The 16,061-nt window shown below is 60.4% G+C and carries 15 protein-coding genes; 1 reads left to right on the top strand and 14 read right to left on the bottom strand.

Annotated features, from left to right (window positions below):
• Window positions 1-10 precede the first annotated feature (10 nt).
• The 7 genes from aroB to EDC35_RS06470 all read right to left on the bottom strand — a co-directional run bounded on the left by aroB (window position 11) and on the right by EDC35_RS06470 (window position 7,329).
• Window positions 11-1,093 (bottom strand): 3-dehydroquinate synthase, encoded by a 1,083-nt coding sequence (gene aroB / locus EDC35_RS06500; RefSeq protein ID WP_132976437.1) that lies wholly within the window; start codon window positions 1,091-1,093, stop codon window positions 11-13.
• Window positions 1,094-1,417: 324 nt separating this feature from the next.
• A complete protein-coding gene (gene aroK / locus EDC35_RS06495) occupies window positions 1,418-1,942 on the bottom strand; it encodes a shikimate kinase AroK (RefSeq protein ID WP_132976436.1) in 525 nt (174 codons plus the stop codon).
• A gap of 178 nt (window positions 1,943-2,120) precedes the next feature.
• Window positions 2,121-4,478: a type IV pilus secretin PilQ gene (locus tag EDC35_RS06490; RefSeq protein ID WP_132976435.1), complete on the bottom strand. Its 2,358-nt coding sequence runs from the start codon at window positions 4,476-4,478 to the stop codon at window positions 2,121-2,123.
• A gap of 21 nt (window positions 4,479-4,499) precedes the next feature.
• Window positions 4,500-5,024, bottom strand: coding sequence for a pilus assembly protein PilP (locus tag EDC35_RS06485; protein WP_132976434.1), 525 nt, complete (start codon window positions 5,022-5,024; stop codon window positions 4,500-4,502).
• Window positions 5,021-5,626, bottom strand: coding sequence for a type IV pilus inner membrane component PilO (locus EDC35_RS06480; protein ID WP_132976433.1), 606 nt, complete (start codon window positions 5,624-5,626; stop codon window positions 5,021-5,023). The genes EDC35_RS06485 and EDC35_RS06480 overlap by 4 nt, the downstream gene beginning before the upstream one ends.
• The gene (locus EDC35_RS06475; protein WP_132976432.1) at window positions 5,626-6,255 is read right to left on the bottom strand and encodes a PilN domain-containing protein; all 630 of its coding nucleotides are present in this window, start codon (window positions 6,253-6,255) and stop codon (window positions 5,626-5,628) included. Before EDC35_RS06475 ends, EDC35_RS06480 begins: the two co-directional genes overlap by 1 nt.
• Window positions 6,256-7,329 (bottom strand): pilus assembly protein PilM, encoded by a 1,074-nt coding sequence (locus EDC35_RS06470; RefSeq protein ID WP_132976431.1) that lies wholly within the window; start codon window positions 7,327-7,329, stop codon window positions 6,256-6,258.
• 156 nt (window positions 7,330-7,485) lie between these two features.
• On the opposite strand from EDC35_RS06470, the gene EDC35_RS06465 reads away from it, so the two are divergent.
• Window positions 7,486-8,097, top strand: a complete 612-nt coding sequence (locus EDC35_RS06465; protein WP_341539428.1) for a hypothetical protein — start codon at window positions 7,486-7,488, stop codon at window positions 8,095-8,097.
• Between the two features lie 366 nt (window positions 8,098-8,463).
• On the opposite strand, the gene EDC35_RS06460 is transcribed toward EDC35_RS06465, so the two are convergent.
• The 7 genes from EDC35_RS06460 to EDC35_RS06430 form a co-directional block, all read right to left on the bottom strand.
• Window positions 8,464-9,450, bottom strand: a complete 987-nt coding sequence (locus tag EDC35_RS06460; protein ID WP_132976430.1) for a malate dehydrogenase — start codon at window positions 9,448-9,450, stop codon at window positions 8,464-8,466.
• A gap of 147 nt (window positions 9,451-9,597) precedes the next feature.
• Window positions 9,598-9,798, bottom strand: a complete 201-nt coding sequence (gene rpmE, locus EDC35_RS06455) for a 50S ribosomal protein L31 (RefSeq protein WP_132976429.1) — start codon at window positions 9,796-9,798, stop codon at window positions 9,598-9,600.
• Window positions 9,799-10,207: 409 nt separating this feature from the next.
• The gene (locus tag EDC35_RS06450) at window positions 10,208-10,405 is read right to left on the bottom strand and encodes a hypothetical protein (protein WP_132976428.1); all 198 of its coding nucleotides are present in this window, start codon (window positions 10,403-10,405) and stop codon (window positions 10,208-10,210) included.
• A 180-nt stretch (window positions 10,406-10,585) separates the two neighbouring features.
• Window positions 10,586-11,296, bottom strand: coding sequence for a c-type cytochrome (locus EDC35_RS06445; protein ID WP_132976427.1), 711 nt, complete (start codon window positions 11,294-11,296; stop codon window positions 10,586-10,588).
• 15 nt (window positions 11,297-11,311) lie between these two features.
• The gene (locus EDC35_RS06440) at window positions 11,312-11,926 is read right to left on the bottom strand and encodes a c-type cytochrome (protein WP_243651497.1); all 615 of its coding nucleotides are present in this window, start codon (window positions 11,924-11,926) and stop codon (window positions 11,312-11,314) included.
• 141 nt (window positions 11,927-12,067) lie between these two features.
• Window positions 12,068-14,941, bottom strand: a complete 2,874-nt coding sequence (locus tag EDC35_RS06435) for an MtrB/PioB family outer membrane beta-barrel protein (RefSeq protein WP_165903365.1) — start codon at window positions 14,939-14,941, stop codon at window positions 12,068-12,070.
• Window positions 14,942-15,033: 92 nt separating this feature from the next.
• Window positions 15,034-16,050 carry a DmsE family decaheme c-type cytochrome gene (locus tag EDC35_RS06430; protein WP_132976424.1) on the bottom strand — a complete coding sequence of 339 codons (1,017 nt, stop codon included), beginning with the start codon at window positions 16,048-16,050 and terminating at the stop codon, window positions 15,034-15,036.
• Window positions 16,051-16,061: the final 11 nt, after the last annotated feature.

Below are 16,061 nucleotides of genomic sequence, written 5' to 3'. Positions count from 1 at the left end.
TGCCTGACCGTCAGAAAGCGTGAGCCGCCAGCGTCTCGCACAGCAGATTCGGATCGAACTCAGCCGTCACCACCGCCTCGCCGAGCTGGCGCAGCAGCACCAGCCGCAACTGGCCGTTCAGCACCTTCTTGTCCACGGCCATCAGATCGATCAAACGCTCGGCGGACAGCTCGTTCGGCGCCGCACAGGGCAAACCTGCGCTGGCGACCAGACGGCGCACCCGCTCCAGCTCGGACTCGGTCAGCCAGCCGAGCCGAGCCGACAGATCGGCTGCCAGACACATGCCCGCGCCCACCGCCTCGCCATGCAGCCAGTTGCCATAGCCCGCGCCGGTCTCGATGGCGTGGCCGAAGGTGTGCCCGAAATTCAGCAGCGCCCGCTCGCCGGTCTCCAGTTCATCCGCCGCAACGATCTCGGCCTTGATCTCGCAGGAGCGGCGGATGGCGTAGGCGAGCGCGTCGGCATCACGACCGAGCAGTTCGGCCATGTGCGACTCCAGCCAGTCCAGAAAGGCCGCGTCGCGGATGAAGCCGTATTTGAGCACCTCGGCCAGACCGGCGGACAGTTCGCGCTGCGGCAGGGTTTCCAGGGTTGTGGTATCGGCGATCACCGCCCGGGGCTGGTAAAACGCGCCAATCATGTTCTTGCCGGACGGATGATTGATTCCGGTCTTGCCGCCGACTGATGAATCCACCTGGGCCAGCAGGGTCGTCGGCACCTGAATGAAGGCCGCGCCGCGCTGATAACTGGCGGCGGCAAAGCCGGCCATGTCGCCAATGACTCCGCCGCCCAACGCAATCAGAGTGCAGTCACGCGCGAAACGCTCGGCGAGCAGGGCGTCGAAGATCCAGTTCCAGACCTCCAGCGTCTTGTATTGCTCACCGTCGGGGAGGATGACCTCGCGCACCCGATACTCGGTCAGCGCCTCGCGCAGCGGATCCAGATAGAGCGGCGCGACCGTTTCGTTGGTGACGATCATCACCTGAGCGCCCTGAAGATGCGGACGATAAAGGTCCGGGTTTGACAGCAGGCCGGTGCCAATCTGGATGGGATAGGCGCGAGCACCGAGTGCGACGGTTAATGTCTGAGGCATGAGAGTACACCTAATCAATGGACAGGATTAAACCGCGCCCAGTGCGACATGCGATGCTTTTGGGTTAGCTCGACCTTGGCAGCATCGACGGACGTTAGAGCTGCGCGGTTTAAAATATTAAAAAATATAAAATTTTAAACCGCATTCCCACCAATGGCCGTCGATGCGCCAAACGTCGAACTCACTCGAAACTCAACATCTTGCTCTGGACGCGGTTTAACAGGATTAAAAACAATGATTTAAAAAAATCCTGTCCATCCTGCGAAATCCTGTTAATCCTGTCTATTCGATGCGTGTCCAGATCTGTGCTGTTCAGGAAATCGCCTACGTTTCCTCAGAGGTCAGCCGGCGGCAGATTTCCTTGACGACTGAACTGGTGCCGCGCTTCTCGGTGGAGACCACCATGTCGGCCACCTGACGATAGAGCGGCTCGCGCGCTTCCATCAGATCGCGCAGCCGGGTCAGCGGATCTTCGGTTTCCAGCAGCGGACGGTTGCGATCACGGACGGTGCGGGCGTGCTGCTGCTCGGGGCTGCAATGCAGATAGATCACCACGCCACGGGCAGAAAGGTTCTGGCGGTTTTCCGGGCTCAGGATCGCTCCGCCGCCGGTCGCCAGCACGATGCGTTCCTCGGCCACCAGTTCTTCGATGACCTGTCGCTCGCGGGCGCGAAAGCCCGCCTCGCCCTCAAATTCGAAGATGGTTGGGATATCGACGCCGGTACGACGCTGGATCTCCTGATCGCTATCTTTGAAGGTGTAAGACAGCGATTCAGCCAGTTGTCGACCGACAGTGCTTTTGCCGGCGCCCATGGGGCCGACGATGAAAATATTCTGTGCGCGTATCATAACGAACGATATGCCAGATTTTAGGCGCGCGGGCAAGGGTCGAAACCGATTCCGGCGCGCACGGGGAGGGGTAGGAGCCCGCTTGCGGGCGACGGGCTGGCAAGCAAAAGTGTTCAAACTCAAACCAGGACGCTCGCCCGCAAGCGGGCGCTCTAGGGCATCTGTCCGGACGATGTGGTCACTGGCGTTGATTCATATCGCCCTTGAGGATTTTCGGCGTGACGAAGATCAGGAGTTCACGGTTGTTGTCCTGTCTTGCCTCCTGCTTGAACAGGCGGCCCAGCACGGGGACATCGCCGAGCCAGGGTACCTGCTGTTTGCTGAAGGTCTTTTCACGCTCGAAGACGCCGCCAAGCACGACGGTCTCACCGTTATCGACCAGCACATTGGTTTCCACTGAGCGCGTATCGATCGGCGGAACGCCAAGCACGGAGTTGGTATAGTCGGGCGAATCCTTGTTGACCTTGAGATCCATGATGATCCGATCATCCGGTGTGATGTGCGGCGTCACATCCAATTGCAGCACGGCCTCCTTGAAGGATACCGAGGTATTGCCCTGTCCAGTCTGCTCCTGATAAGGGATTTCCTGACCAACCTTGATGGTTGCCTGACTTTGGTCAGAGGTGATGACGCGCGGGCTGGAAATGACCTCCCCACGGCCCTCTCGCTGCATGGCCGAGAGTTCGAGTTGGAGCAGGTAAGAACCGACTTTGCCGACCAGAAAATTAATCGATCCCGACGGATCGAAAAGGGTGTTGGCCGGGAGATTGGTGATGAGGGTTTGATTGCCAGCCGCATCGATCAGGCCCGAGTTATAGGGTGCGCCCGTGCCAACATTGAGCCCGAACGGCCCCTTGTCGAACCCACCGACCGCGAGGCTTCCCGGCTGACCACCGGCAATCAGCATCTCATTGCCACCCGCCGACCCCATCGAACCGGAGACGCCGAAGCGCACACCCAGATCGCGGGCAAAATCGTTGGTGGCGATCACGACCCGCGATTCGATCATGACCTGTCGCACCGGCACATCGAGCAGGATGACGACACGGCGAACCTCTTCGAGACTCGCCAGCGTGTCCTGAACGATCAGGGTGTTGGTGCGATCATCGACCGTCACCGAGCCACGAGGCGACAGGATGCCCCGATCCCCCACGACCGCGCTGATGGCTTGCGAAGCAGCGGCGGCACCTGATTTTCCACCAGTTGACCGGGAACCCGAACGGACGTTCTGCGCTGTAATCGATTTTCCCGCCCCCTTCAGGACGGCGGCAATTTCTGTCGCCTTGGCATAATTGATCTGAATGAACTCGGTCCGCAGCGGCGCCAGTTCCTCGATTTTCTGCTCGGACTCCATCTGAAGCTGCTCCTGCGCGGCAAGCTCCTGTGCGGGCGCGACCAGAATGACATTGCCGGTCTGGCGCATCGCCAGTCCACGGGTCTTGAGGATGATGTCGAGCGCCTGATCCCAGGGGACATTCTTGAGCCGGAGGGTGATATTGCCCTGCACGGTGTCGCTGGCGACCAGATTCAGATCGGTGAAATCGGCCAGCACCTGAAGCACGGCGCGGACCTCAATGTCCTGGAAATTCAGCGACAGACGCTCGCCGTCGTAGACCACCTTTTTGCGCGCGTTTTCTTCCTTTTCAGCCGGGGTCAGGGGACGGAAATCGAGCGTGAAGAGCGCATCAGTCTGATAGGCCATGTAATCAAAATCGCCTTCGGTCTGAATTTCGACCTCGACATTGCGCCCGTTGGGCCGCGACTCGACCGCCGTCACCGGGGTGCCGAAGTCAGTAACATCGAGCCGACGGAACAGACGCTGCGGCAACGAGGTGTCATAAAGATCGATGAAGACGCGGCTGGCCTGCTCGCGCACCGCGACCCGCGTGGTATCGCTGGGCAGGCGGATCATGACGCGCCCCTCCCCCTCGGTCCCACGCCGGAAATCGATGTCGCTGACCGCCGGTCCCGCGCCTGCCGAGCGCGAGGAACGGGGCGGCGGGCTCCAGGCCGCACGCGTCGGCTCCACCTGGGTCGCAGGCGGTTGCTGCGCACTCTGAGCCATGACCGGAGGCGGCGATGCGCCAGGCGTGGCGCCCTGACCACCAATCTTGATGATGACGCGGTTGCCGACGGTGCTGATGTCGTATGGAACCGGATCGTTCAGGTTGAGGACCACGCGGGTGCGGTCGCTGGCCTCGACGGCGACCAGGCTATGCACCGCGCCGACGCCGATGGGGACCGATTTGCGTTCAAGCCGGCTGACCACACCGGGCAGATCGAGCGCGATCCGGGCCGGGGCTTCGGTGGCAAATGCCTGCGGCGTGGCGACCGGGCCGGAGAGCGTCAACTGGATTTCAACCCGGTCACCGGGCAGTGCGGCGAACTCGACGGCCTTGAGATCGGCCGCCATCACCGGGGCGGCGAGCGCAGCGAGCAGGAGCGGCAGGCTCAGGAGACGGACGGCAAAACTGGTCCGGCCAGACGCGAGCGGATGCGACCCGGCCCCGCGGCCTCGTTGAAACAGGCTGTTCATCGAAGACTTCCCTCCACGGATTTATTGGGTCAACGCAAGCGTGGCAGCGCGTTCGCGCCATTGGCCCGGCGCATCGGAGACGATTTCGGTCAACTGAATGGCATTCTCGCTGATGTCATTGATCTGGCCATTGTTCTGACCCAGGTAGTGACCGACTTTTACGCGGTGAAGCGTGCCATCTTTGGTGCGGATCAGCGCCCAGCGGGTCGCCTCCTGTTCAAGGGTGCCGACCATGCGCAGCGAATCAAGCGGATGGCTTTCCAGCTCTTCTTTACGGCGGTTGGGGTCGGGCGCCAAACCGTTGTCATCGACCAGCGGTTCGACCGGCTCGGTTTGGGCGTCCGGGGTGAAGGGATCACGGCGCTCGCCCGGCTCATAGACAAAGGTATCGACCGCCTGAATTTCCGGCAGCGGTTCAATCGGGGTCGGCGGACGCGCCTTGACCGAGCGCACATAGGCTTGCAGATCGCTCATGGGGTCGCCGCCACAGCCCGCCAGCAGGAGCGCCAGGAGCGGTATCAGGCGCGGGGCGTGACGGCAGATCATGGGACCGCCTCCTCATCCAGATAACGATAGGTCCTGACGGTGGCCTGAAGCGTGAGTTTTTCGTTCGGGTTCTTCTGTTTAACGTCATTGCCGGTGATGATCGCATCATGGATGGTGACGATGCGCGGCAGGGCTGCCAGACCGCTGATGAAGCGGCCGAAATCGTGATAGGTGCCGGTGACGCGGATACGGATCGGCAGTTCGGCGTAAAAGCCTTTGTTCTGTTCGCTTTCCGGTTGGAACAGCTCGAATTCGAGCCCGTTGGCCAGTCCGGTCTGGGAGACATCGACCAGCAGTGAGGCGACTTCGGTCTTGTTGGGCAACTGACGCAGCATGGCGCCAAAGGATTCCTGCATTTCAGCAAGCTGCTGGCGGTAAGCGTCCAGATTGACCGCCTTGCGCTGCTTGCTCTCGAAGCTGGTGCGCAGTTCCTGTTCCTGGGCCTGGGCCTGCGCGAGACGACCAAGCTGTTCCTGGGTGTCGAGATAATAGACCAGTCCGCCGAGCACAAAACTGGCGATGAGGATGGCGACCGCCTTGACCGGAATCGGCCATTCGCCGTAGCTGTTCAGATCGAGCTGATTGAGTTCATTGAGGTCCATTAGCTGGATCCTTTGCGATTGGCGACCTGTTTCGCGCCTTTCGTTTTCGCCGCAGGCGTCTTCGCATTCGTCGTTTCGGCCCCCGCATCCTGGCCGATCTGGTCGAAGGCGAGCCGGAAATGGCTGAGACCGGTCCCTGTCTTATCCTTGTTTTCGATCAGGAGCAAACGCGGTCTGCCGATCGAGTGGGAGCCGTCGATTCTGCCCATGAAGGCCGAGACACGCGCATTCGACTGGGCGCGGCCCTCGACCGTCACCGTGCGCCCGCTCTGTTCGATCTTGGTCAGATAGAGACCCTCGGGGAGGGCCGTCACCAGTTCGTCGAAGAGACGGACAATTTCCGGACGACTCTTCTGCAACTGCTGGATGATCTCCATGCGCGCGAGCAGATCCGCTTTGGTTTTCTCCAGATCCTGAATTTCCTTGATCTGGGTGTTGACCTTGGCGATCTCACTTTCGAGAAACCGATTGAGTTCCTGCTGAGCGGAGATCCGATTCTCAAAAAACAGATGGACCACGACGGCCACGGTCAGGGTGACGCCCAAGGCGATGCCGAGCGCGACCCCGAATTCCTTGCGCCGCTGCTGGCGCGCGGCTTCGCGCCAGGGAAGTAGATTGATGCGTGCCATCTAATCGAATCCTCGCAGGGCAAGACCAACCGCGACCATCATGCCGGGCGCCTCGCGCATGAGTTCCTGGGATTTAATGCCGGGCGACAGCGACATCTGACTGAAAGGATTGGCGACCAGGGTCGGCAGTTTGAGACGTTCCTCCACCAGAACATTGATTTTACGAATACCGGCCGGGCCACCGGCGAGCAGAATCTGATCGACCCGATTGAAGGTCGTGCCCGAATAGAAAAACTGGAGCGCGCGTCCGATCTGCTGCGCCAGCGCCTCCTTGAAGGGATTGAGCACGTCCGCCTCATACGTGTCGGCGACATCACCGTCGAGAATCTTTCGGGTGGCTTCCTCGCGCGAGAGACCATAACGGCGCTGGACTTCCTCCCTGAGCTGCTGACCACCGAAATTCTGCTCGCGGGTGTAGATGATCTGACCTTTTTTGAAAATGTAGAGTGTGGTCGTCGCGGCGCCGACATCCACCGCTGCGACCATTTGCTCGCCCTGCTCGTCGAGTCGTGATCGCAGCAGCAGCGAGCAGGCGTTTTCCATCGCATAGGCCTCGACATCCACCACGATGGGCGTCAGACCGGCGATTTCGAGCGCGGCGACCCGGTCATCCACGTTCTCGCGCCGGGAAGCCGCCAGCAGCACATCCACCATTTCAGGCGCATTCGGCGAGGGTCCGATCACGTCGAAGTCGAGATTGACCTCTTCCAGCGGATAAGGAATGTACTGGTCGGCCTCAAGCTGGATCTGATTCTCCATGTCCGCATCGCTCAAGGCGCCGGACATGGCAATGACCTTGGTGATGACCGCCGAGCCGGCCACCGCCACGGCGGCGCGTCTGGTGCGGGCGCCTGACTGGATCAGCGCCTTGCGAATGCACTGCCCGACGGCCTCGGGGTCTGCGATCTTTTTCTCCGCCACCGCATTCAGCGGCAGCGGCTCGACGGCAAAGTGCTCGACCCGAAAGAGATTGGCCGCCGCGCCCGATGTACGCGACAGCTCGATCAATTTGATAGCGGTCGAACTGATGTCGATCCCGAGGAGAGGAGTGCTTTTGCGACTGAGAGCAAACATAAATATCCCGCCGGGTCATGTCCGATCAACGCGTGAGTGACCTGCTTTCTCCGATACGGATCCAAAGGTATCAAATCCAGCCGATTTTGCGAGCACACAAATGCGGGGCCATTATAGCCTTATCGGTCGCAATGATTGCCAGCCCGGAGAATGAAAATGATGCCCGAACGAGGCCGCACCCAGACACTGAAAGAACGCCTGACCTACGAGGCCGCGCGCATCATGGTCGAGCAGGGACTGTCCGACTTCGACCGCGCACGGCGCAAGGCGGCGGAACGAACCGGCATTCTCGACCGGCGTCACTGGCCGACCAATGAAGCGTTGCAGGAGGCGGTTGTGATCCAGCGGCGGCTGTTTGCCGACTGCGGCCCTGACCGCTGGGATCCACGCGCCGAGGCCATCCAGGCCATGCGACTGTTGCACGCCTTTTCGCCCCGACTGATCGGCGCAGCCCTGAGTGGATCAGGTGATCGGCGGCTGGGTGTCGAGTTGCTCCTGTTCGCGGAGCGACCCGAGGATGTGCTTTTTGACCTGATCGAACGGCGCATTCCCTGGCAGGAAGGCGAGCGCAGCTTTCGTTATCCCGATGGTCGGCGCTGCGCCCACCCGGTGTTCCGTTTCATGGCTGGCGAGACGCCGTTCGAACTGATCGTGCTGCCGCCCCAGGCGCGACGCCATCCGCCGCTGGACCCGGTCACGGATCGACCACAGCGGGGCGCAAGTCTGGCAGACGTGGAAAGGCTGCTGGCGGGAGGTGATGCGGTTTAGGTGGTTTTCTGCAATCCGATATCGGAAACAACCTGCAAAAATGGACAGGATGAACAGGATTTTTCAAGATTCACAGGATTAAAAAATCTGACCGCATCCTGTTAAACCGCGCCCATTGCGGTATGTGATGTTTGGGGATTGGGTCGGCCTTGGCAGAATTGATGAAAGCTGGAGCTGGCGCGGTTTAAGATATTCAATAATATGAAATTTTAAACCGCGTCTCCACTGAGGTCGCGGACATCCAAAGCTAAACACAAAATGAAAATGACGCATGTCACACTGGACGCGGTTTAATCGTGCAAAATCCTGCCAATCCTGTCTATTTCAGGCTCGAATTGGCAGGTATCGAGATTGCTGGGAATAGCCTTACAGCAGATGCCTGACGCCGTCCTGCTCGCCCTGCAATTCGGCCAGGGTCTTGTCGATGCAGGTCTGCGAGAAGGCATCGATCTCCAGTCCCTCGACGATCCGGTATTCACCGCCTTCGCAGGTGACCGGGAAGCCGAAGACGATGTCTTGCGGGATGCCGTATTCGCCGTTGGACGGCACGCCCATGGTCACCCATTCGCCATTAGTGCCTAAGGCCCAGTCGCGCATGTGATCGATGGCGGCATTGGCGGCGGAGGCTGCCGAGGACAGGCCACGGGCATCAATGATGGCGGCGCCGCGCTTGCCGACGGTCGGCAGGAAAACATTGGCGTTCCAGTCCTGATCGTTGATCATCGCCTGCACCGAGGCGCCGTCGATGGTGGCGAAGCGGTAATCGGCATACATGGTCGGCGAGTGATTGCCCCACACGGTCAGCTTCCTGATCGCGCTCACCGGCTTGCCGGTCTTGATGGCGATCTGCGAGGCGGCGCGGTTGTGGTCCAGACGCAGCATGGCGGTGAAGTTCTTCGCCGGCAGATCCGGGGCCGACTTCATGGCGATATAGGCATTGGTATTGGCGGGATTGCCAACCACCAGGACCTTGACGTTGCGCGAGGCGACCGCGTTCAGCGCCTTGCCCTGAGCGGTGAAGATCTGGGCGTTGGCAGCCAGCAGATCGGCGCGCTCCATGCCGGGACCGCGCGGACGGGCGCCGACCAGCAGGGCATAGTCGGTGTCCTTGAAGGCGGTCATGGCGTCGGCATGCGCCTCCATCCCGGCCAGCAGCGGGAAGGCGCAGTCTTCCAGCTCCATCATCACGCCCGCCAGCGCCTTTTGTGCCTTCTCATCAGGAATTTCCAGCAATTGCAGGATCACAGGCTGATCCTTGCCCAGCATTTCGCCAGAGGCGATGCGGAACAGCAGGGCATAGCCGATCTGGCCAGCAGCGCCGGTGACGGCCACGCGAACGGGTGTCTTGCTCATGATGAAAACTCCTGAATAATGACAGGCGCATGCCGAACGAGCCAAACCAATGCCTGGGATGGTCTCGCTTGAAGCGCGTGGGGAAAACGGCCGCCGCAGGCGAGTGATGCGCAAAACGGCCCGCGCACCATCGCTTTGTCATGAGGACTAGCGCGCGTATTTGCGACGGAACTTGTCCACGCGACCGGCGGTGTCCATGACTTTCTGCTTGCCGGTATAGAAAGGATGGCAGGCGGAGCAGACCTCCACATGCATCTCTTTGTCTCTGGTGGAGCGGGTCGTAAATTCGTTGCCGCAACTACAGACCACCTTGACCTCGGTGTATCCGGGGTGGATTCCTTCTTTCATGATGACCCTTTGTGCCCGTTCGGGCTTGAATTCTTGGAAAACGCGAGACCTTATCATTGCCGCGACAGGACTGCAACCATCCATGCGTCTGGCGTCCCCGTCAAGACGCTCGCGTCGAAGGTCAGCAACAGGAATCAGGGGGAGTTGCGCACCGATTGACAGGGGTATTGTCATTCCATCCCAACTGAAACAGATCCAAGTCGCAGAGGGCTGCCCGCCCAGGGCAGCCCTTTTCCTGTTTGAATGCCTTCTCGGCCCCGTTTCGCCCCCGACTGGGCATCAGACCGCGCCAGCCCTCACGGTCGTCGATGCTGTCAAGTCTGCTCCAAACCAAAAACAGCGCATACCGGGCTGGGCGCGGTTTAGAAGCGATTGAATTCCGGGAGCCCCGTGCATCCGCGTGATCGCATCACGGTGCCGGTTCTGACGGGGCGCTTTTCTGTCCGTAGCCAGGGCATTGACCGGGATCAAGGAAATAAGCCGCATACCAGGGAATATCGGCGCCGCACATGTAATGGAATTTCACGGCGTTCGAGACACCTTGCAAGCACGCATTGGCAAAGACCACACTGAGCACGATCAGAAGCAGAATAAACATCTCTTTCATGGTTGACCCCCATTGCACTAAGCCAGACGCCCATCGGCAGGCGTTTGTTGTTGGTCCTATCGACAGCCAGAGTAACGCGATGCCCGATCAAATCGCGTCCGGTACGGCGCGCGGCGTTTGTGCACGGCATTCAATCCTGCTGACAACGGACGAACACTGGCGCTGACGCGGCTTGAGCGATCAGCCGTTGTTCAGCGGCATCCGGGAGAGATAATCGATGACTGCCTCGACCTCAGCATCCGAATAGGATTTGATGGCATCGACCATCTCCGGGTTGGCGTTGCGACGCACACCGTCGCGAATATCATACGCCTGACGGAGCAGATACCTGTAGTGCTGTCCATTAAGACGAGGGTAGAACTTCTGTTCACTGCCTTCGCCGTTGGCGCCGTGACAGACCTTGCAGTCTTTTTCGTACAGCTCGGCGGCGCGGGCGAGATCGCCGCCGGAACCCTGTCCATGCGTGCCTGGAATCGGAAGACCATTCAGATAAGCGGCGATGTCCGCGATCTCCTGAGTCGTGATGACATGCTCGGTCGCATAGGGATACATCTTGGGATTGTCCCGGCGCCCCTCCCGGATATCCGTCATCTGTTTGATGAGAACCGAGGCATGCTGACCGGCCAGCCGGGGATAGAAACCCGCCTCGTCGCCGGGGGCATCGGTGCCGTGACAGCCCTGACAGACGATGAAGGCGGCCTTGCCGTGCTCGGGGTTGCCCGTGGCCCGCAACGCCTGGAGTTCCTCGCCCTTGATGTCGTTCCAGACATAGCCGGGCGATTCGATGCCTGGGGCATAAGGCTGCTCTTCATCCGGCCCGCGTGGATCGTCCGCCGCCGCTGGCACGGAGCAGGCGAGCAATGAGATGGCCAAGACAGACTTTCTGTTCATTTCTGCACCTTCGCGTTAGCGTCCGGCCGGTGGCGGCACGGAGGCGATGTATTGGGCCACGGCCTGAATCTCGTCGTCGGTGAGCCGGCTCACCGTCGTGCGCATGAGTTTGCCGAAGTCATTGGTGCGCGCGCCGCTGCGGAAATTCTGCAGCTGCTGCACCACATAGTCCGGGTTCTGGGCCGCGAGCATCGGAAAGCGGGGCGCGCCAGCGCCGTTCCGGGTGTGGCAGCCCGCGCAGGCAGGGACGCCATTTTCCTTGTTGCCCTGGTGAAAGACGATCTCACCGGCAGCCAACAGTTGCGGTTTGGTGACCATCGCCGGGGTACGTTTCTGACGGCTGAAGTAATCCGCCAGCGCCGTGATGTCGGCCCGGCTGAGCTGGCTGGCGATGGGGAACATGATCTCGTTCTTGCGCGCACCCGAGACGAAGTCCCGAAGCTGTTTGGCCAGATAGTCTGGCGCCAGCCCGGCCAGTTTGGGGAAGGGCAGCGCGATGCTGTTGCCGGTCTCGGTATGACAGGCGGCACACTCGGCCTTCACCTTCTGACTGATGTCCGCTGACTGGGCGGCGGCAGGCGGCGTCAGCAGGACGGCCATCAGGGGAGACAGCGTCAACCCGCCGAGCACTTTGCCCCATCCGCGCCTGATGATGGCGGCGCCTTTCGGACCACCGGGACGATTCGCTAACTTTCGCACCATTGACTCCCCCACAGCATTGACTCAGGCGACCGGGCGCCCGTCTGACGGGACGCCCGCATCGGCATGGTTTCAGAAGCTCACCTGCACCATCAGGCCGATCATATTGTTGTGATAGTCCTGCGTGCCGCCGTCGAGATAGACCGCATTCGCAACCGCTGCGGGAACGCCAGCGGTGACGGTATTGACCGAAGGGACCGGATTGTCCGTCACCCCGGCGTAATGCCAATCGTCCATCTGCCCCTGCTCATAACGATAGATGGCGCGCAGGGCCACCGACTTGGACAGGGGTACGACCAGGTTGAAGTTCAATGCCTGCTGGTTGTAATCCATATCCGGCATACCGTTGCCCGCCAGTTGCCAGGTGGCTGCCGTGATGGCGGTGGGCACTGCGGTGAGAGCGGCCGAGTTGTAGTCGTAATCGATGCTGGAAATACCTTTGACGTAGGTGTAATCCAGCTCAAGTCGGGCGAACCCGAAGTCGTAGCGTCCACCCAGACCGAAGGCATGATTGGTATCTCGGGTGTCGGTCTTCCAGATTCGACCATCGGGCCAGAGCGGACTGGTCGCGGAATTGTCTCCACACTGGCTCTCCCAGTTGTTGGAGGCCACGACCACCGTATTGACGACGGTCGCACCAGCTCGCGCCGGGGCAGCCGGCACGGTGCCGGTGCCGACGAAGCCGTCGCTATAGAAATAGTAGTAATTGCCGATGATGCAGCCGTTGGGCTGGATACCTGCCTGATTCATCGTGGACTGCTGATAGGTGTAATAACCGTAGAGCCCCAATTTTGGCGACGGCTGCCAGTTCAGATCCAGCGTGGCCGAGCCAAGCTTCTGATGATCGTTGCGACCGAAATCCGAGTCCGGGTAATCCATGTCGCGGTATTGACCGGAGATTCCGAGATCCAGATCGTGCAGGGTGATGAGGTCCAGACGTACATCGAGCGCCAGCCGATCCCGGTCGGCCAGATCGAACTTGCGGAATGAGCCAATGTTGTGGATCCAGCTCGCGATATTAGTCAGATTCGCGGTCGGCTCGGGGCCGAGCGAGATGCTATAGAATTGCTTGTAAGGATCGGTGTCATAGCTATCGCCGCGGCGCCTGCCGTATTCGACCGAGGCGCGCAGCGTACCGATATCCATGGCCTGATTGACATAGCCGACTTTGACCATGTTCTCCCAGGTCTCGTCACGCTCGCGATAATCGCGATGGTATTCCTCGCGCTCGATCCGTCCGTTGATGCTCTGCCCCCGCGCCAAACGGTAAATGCCGCCCAGCTCATAGTTGGTTTTACTGTACTGGTAGGGGATATTCGTCAGATTGGTATTGCCGGCACTGGGAACCAGCCCGAGCGCACGCGCAGCGTCCAGATTGCAACCGGTCGTGTCATAAGCCGTCGGTAGCGTACCCAACGGATTGTTTCCGGCTGTCGCATTCGGAATGACGAAGGCACCGCCGCTGCCGTCATTGATCAGCCGCCCCCATTGTCCGGTGAGCGGATTACAGGCCTGATAATCGGTCTTGTTGTCGGTGGCGTAGTAGCGGATCTTGCCATTGACATCGAGCTTGTCGAGCGGTCGCGAGGTCAGACCGATATCGAACAGTTGCGTATCGATTTCGGCATCGGCGCTCTGCTTGCTCAATGCAGATGTAGTGTTCCAATTGTTGTAAGCGGAAACGCCATTGATGAACATCCCGCTCATGTCGTTGGTGGTCGGCGCGATCAGATCATCGTCCTGCTTCATCTTGCTGAGTGAGATGGTCGCAGTCAGGCGGCTGCGGAACCACTCGGGCAGTGACCGTCCGTATTCGGCCCGCAAATTGTAATAGTCGTTATCGGGATAAAGATCGTAGCGACCGGTCGTGAACATCGATCCCGGCGTCACGGCAGTCGCGGCGGTTCCGGTTGGGCTGGTCAGTACGGTGTTGGTAAGCGCATAAATCGGATTCTCGAAGGTCATGGTATCGATATTGTTGCGGAACAGCGACACCTGGGCCTGTAGATTCAGATTGTTGAGCCCGTCGTCATAACGCAGGGCGCCAAGGATGTTATGGGTGTCATAGTCGATTGACTCAGGGATCTCAATATTGCCGCCACCGCCGCCGCCGCCGAAGACCGCGCCGAATGGCCGCGCGCCCTCGCGTTTCTCCTGCGTATAGTTCCCGTAAAAACGCCAGGTATTGCTGAGATATTTGTCCAGCGAGATGCCGCCTTTGCGCCGGACCAGTTCCAGATCCCTGCCGCCCTCTCCCGCATTGATGGCATTCAACAGATTGGTGCGGGTCGCATCGGTGCTGGCTGCCTGATTCGGCGTGCCATTGGGATTCTGCACGAGCGTTCCGCCGGGGGTGAGCGTCTTGAGGGTCAGGTAATCGCTGCCGACCCCATCCCACAGGCTGCGATAGTTGGTGGTGAAGGTGTGCGGAATCTCGTTGTAGAAGAGTTTGACCTTCCAGTCGTTATAGCGACCGACATTGATCCCGCTGTATTGATCGCGGTAACCGAGCGCGCCCCCCAGACCCTCGACGAAATAGCCCTTGCCCGGCTGCATGTCGCGCGCCTTGAAATAGAAGTTATTGAGATACAGACCCGCCGTCGGCAGATCCTTGTACAGGTTGTACCAGGCACGTTCACCGCTCGCCCACATGCCGCCGAGTTCCAGGGCGCCAAAATAGGTCCAGCCCGAGTCGGTGGTCGTCGTGGTGGGCACCACCACGGGCCAGCCGATGAGTTTCGTACTCGGGGTGCGCTGATGCTGGACCGCGTCCAGCACCTCAGGATCCCGCGCCGGAATCGTTCGCAGCGAATAGGGATTCAGGGCGTTTCCCAGCATGGTATCGACACCGACTGCCGAGTCCGCCCGCGCGGCGCCTGCGGTCATCTGCGCGAGCGCTGCCGAGACACAGAGCGTCAGGGTCTTTTTGCGCCATGGGCTTTTCATGTCTGCACCTCGGTTTCCACTTTGATTCTTGGAGCCGGACGAGCCCTGCGGCCCGCCACGGTCATTGGCAAAGGTTGTGCGACCGCCGCCGTTCATCGCTGGAACCTGGCGCCAGACGGATGGTTGCTGCCGTGGATCTGGGTATGGCAGTTCTGACAGGCGCGCCCGATGACACGCTGACTCTGAACCCCGCCGACTTGCAGCGCGGACTCTGCCGTCTGGCTGTTGTTGTAGAAGTTGCCGGGGTGGCCGACGCCAGCGTCATGGCACTGCTGACAGAGCATGGGGCGTGGCGCGACCAGCAGTTTGTCGTGATTCGAGCCGTGCGCCTGATGGCAGTTCACGCAGTTTTCGCGCACCGGCGCGTGCTCCCAGAGGAAGGGGCCGCGTTTCTCCGCGTGACATTCGTAGCAGGTTTCATTGACCGTATCCGTCTTGAGCAGCGGACGGGTCGGCGAGCCATGCGGATTGTGACAGTCGTTGCAGCTCATCTTGCCCTCGGGGAGCGGCATGTGTGACCGCTTGAGGAACTCGGCGCGCTGCTGGGGGTGGCAGGTGTAGCAGGTCTCGTTGATGCTCACCCGCAGCAGATTACCGGTGGCCGAGTTCTGCATCATGGGGTTGTGACAGTCGCTGCATGCGACTTCATTGACATCGTGCGGCGAGCGCGCCCAGTTGATGCGCTGGCCGCCCTGATGACAGGTCAGACAGACGGCGTTCTGTTTGGGTACCGGCGTGCCCCAGCCCTTGGTGTAGCCGATGATCAGCGACCTGTTGGTCGTTTCCTGCGCGTGCTTGGAACCGGGACCATGACAGGACTCGCAGACCTCGCGCTGGCGGGCGTTCTGCGGGTTGGAGCGGAAGGCGCTGACATGCACGCCCATGCTGGCATGATCGCCCGCATTTTTATGGCATTCGAGACAGGCCTTTTCGCCGATGTAGGTCGAGTCCTGATTGGTCAGGTCGATCTGCGTCTCCACGCCAGCGGAGGCATGATTTTTCACCGTGTCCGTGGGCACACAGGCCACAACCAGCCCGGCGATCACAAGGATCGATGCCAGGATCGAAAGACGCATGGTGACCTGGGAAAACGAAGGGTGGATGCTCATCGCGCTCCTGT

It is taken from the genome of Thiobaca trueperi (genome assembly GCF_004342175.1).
In the GTDB taxonomy this organism is placed as follows: Bacteria; Pseudomonadota; Gammaproteobacteria; order Chromatiales; family Chromatiaceae; genus Thiobaca; species Thiobaca trueperi.
This window is presented reverse-complemented; position numbering and strand designations above follow the sequence as displayed.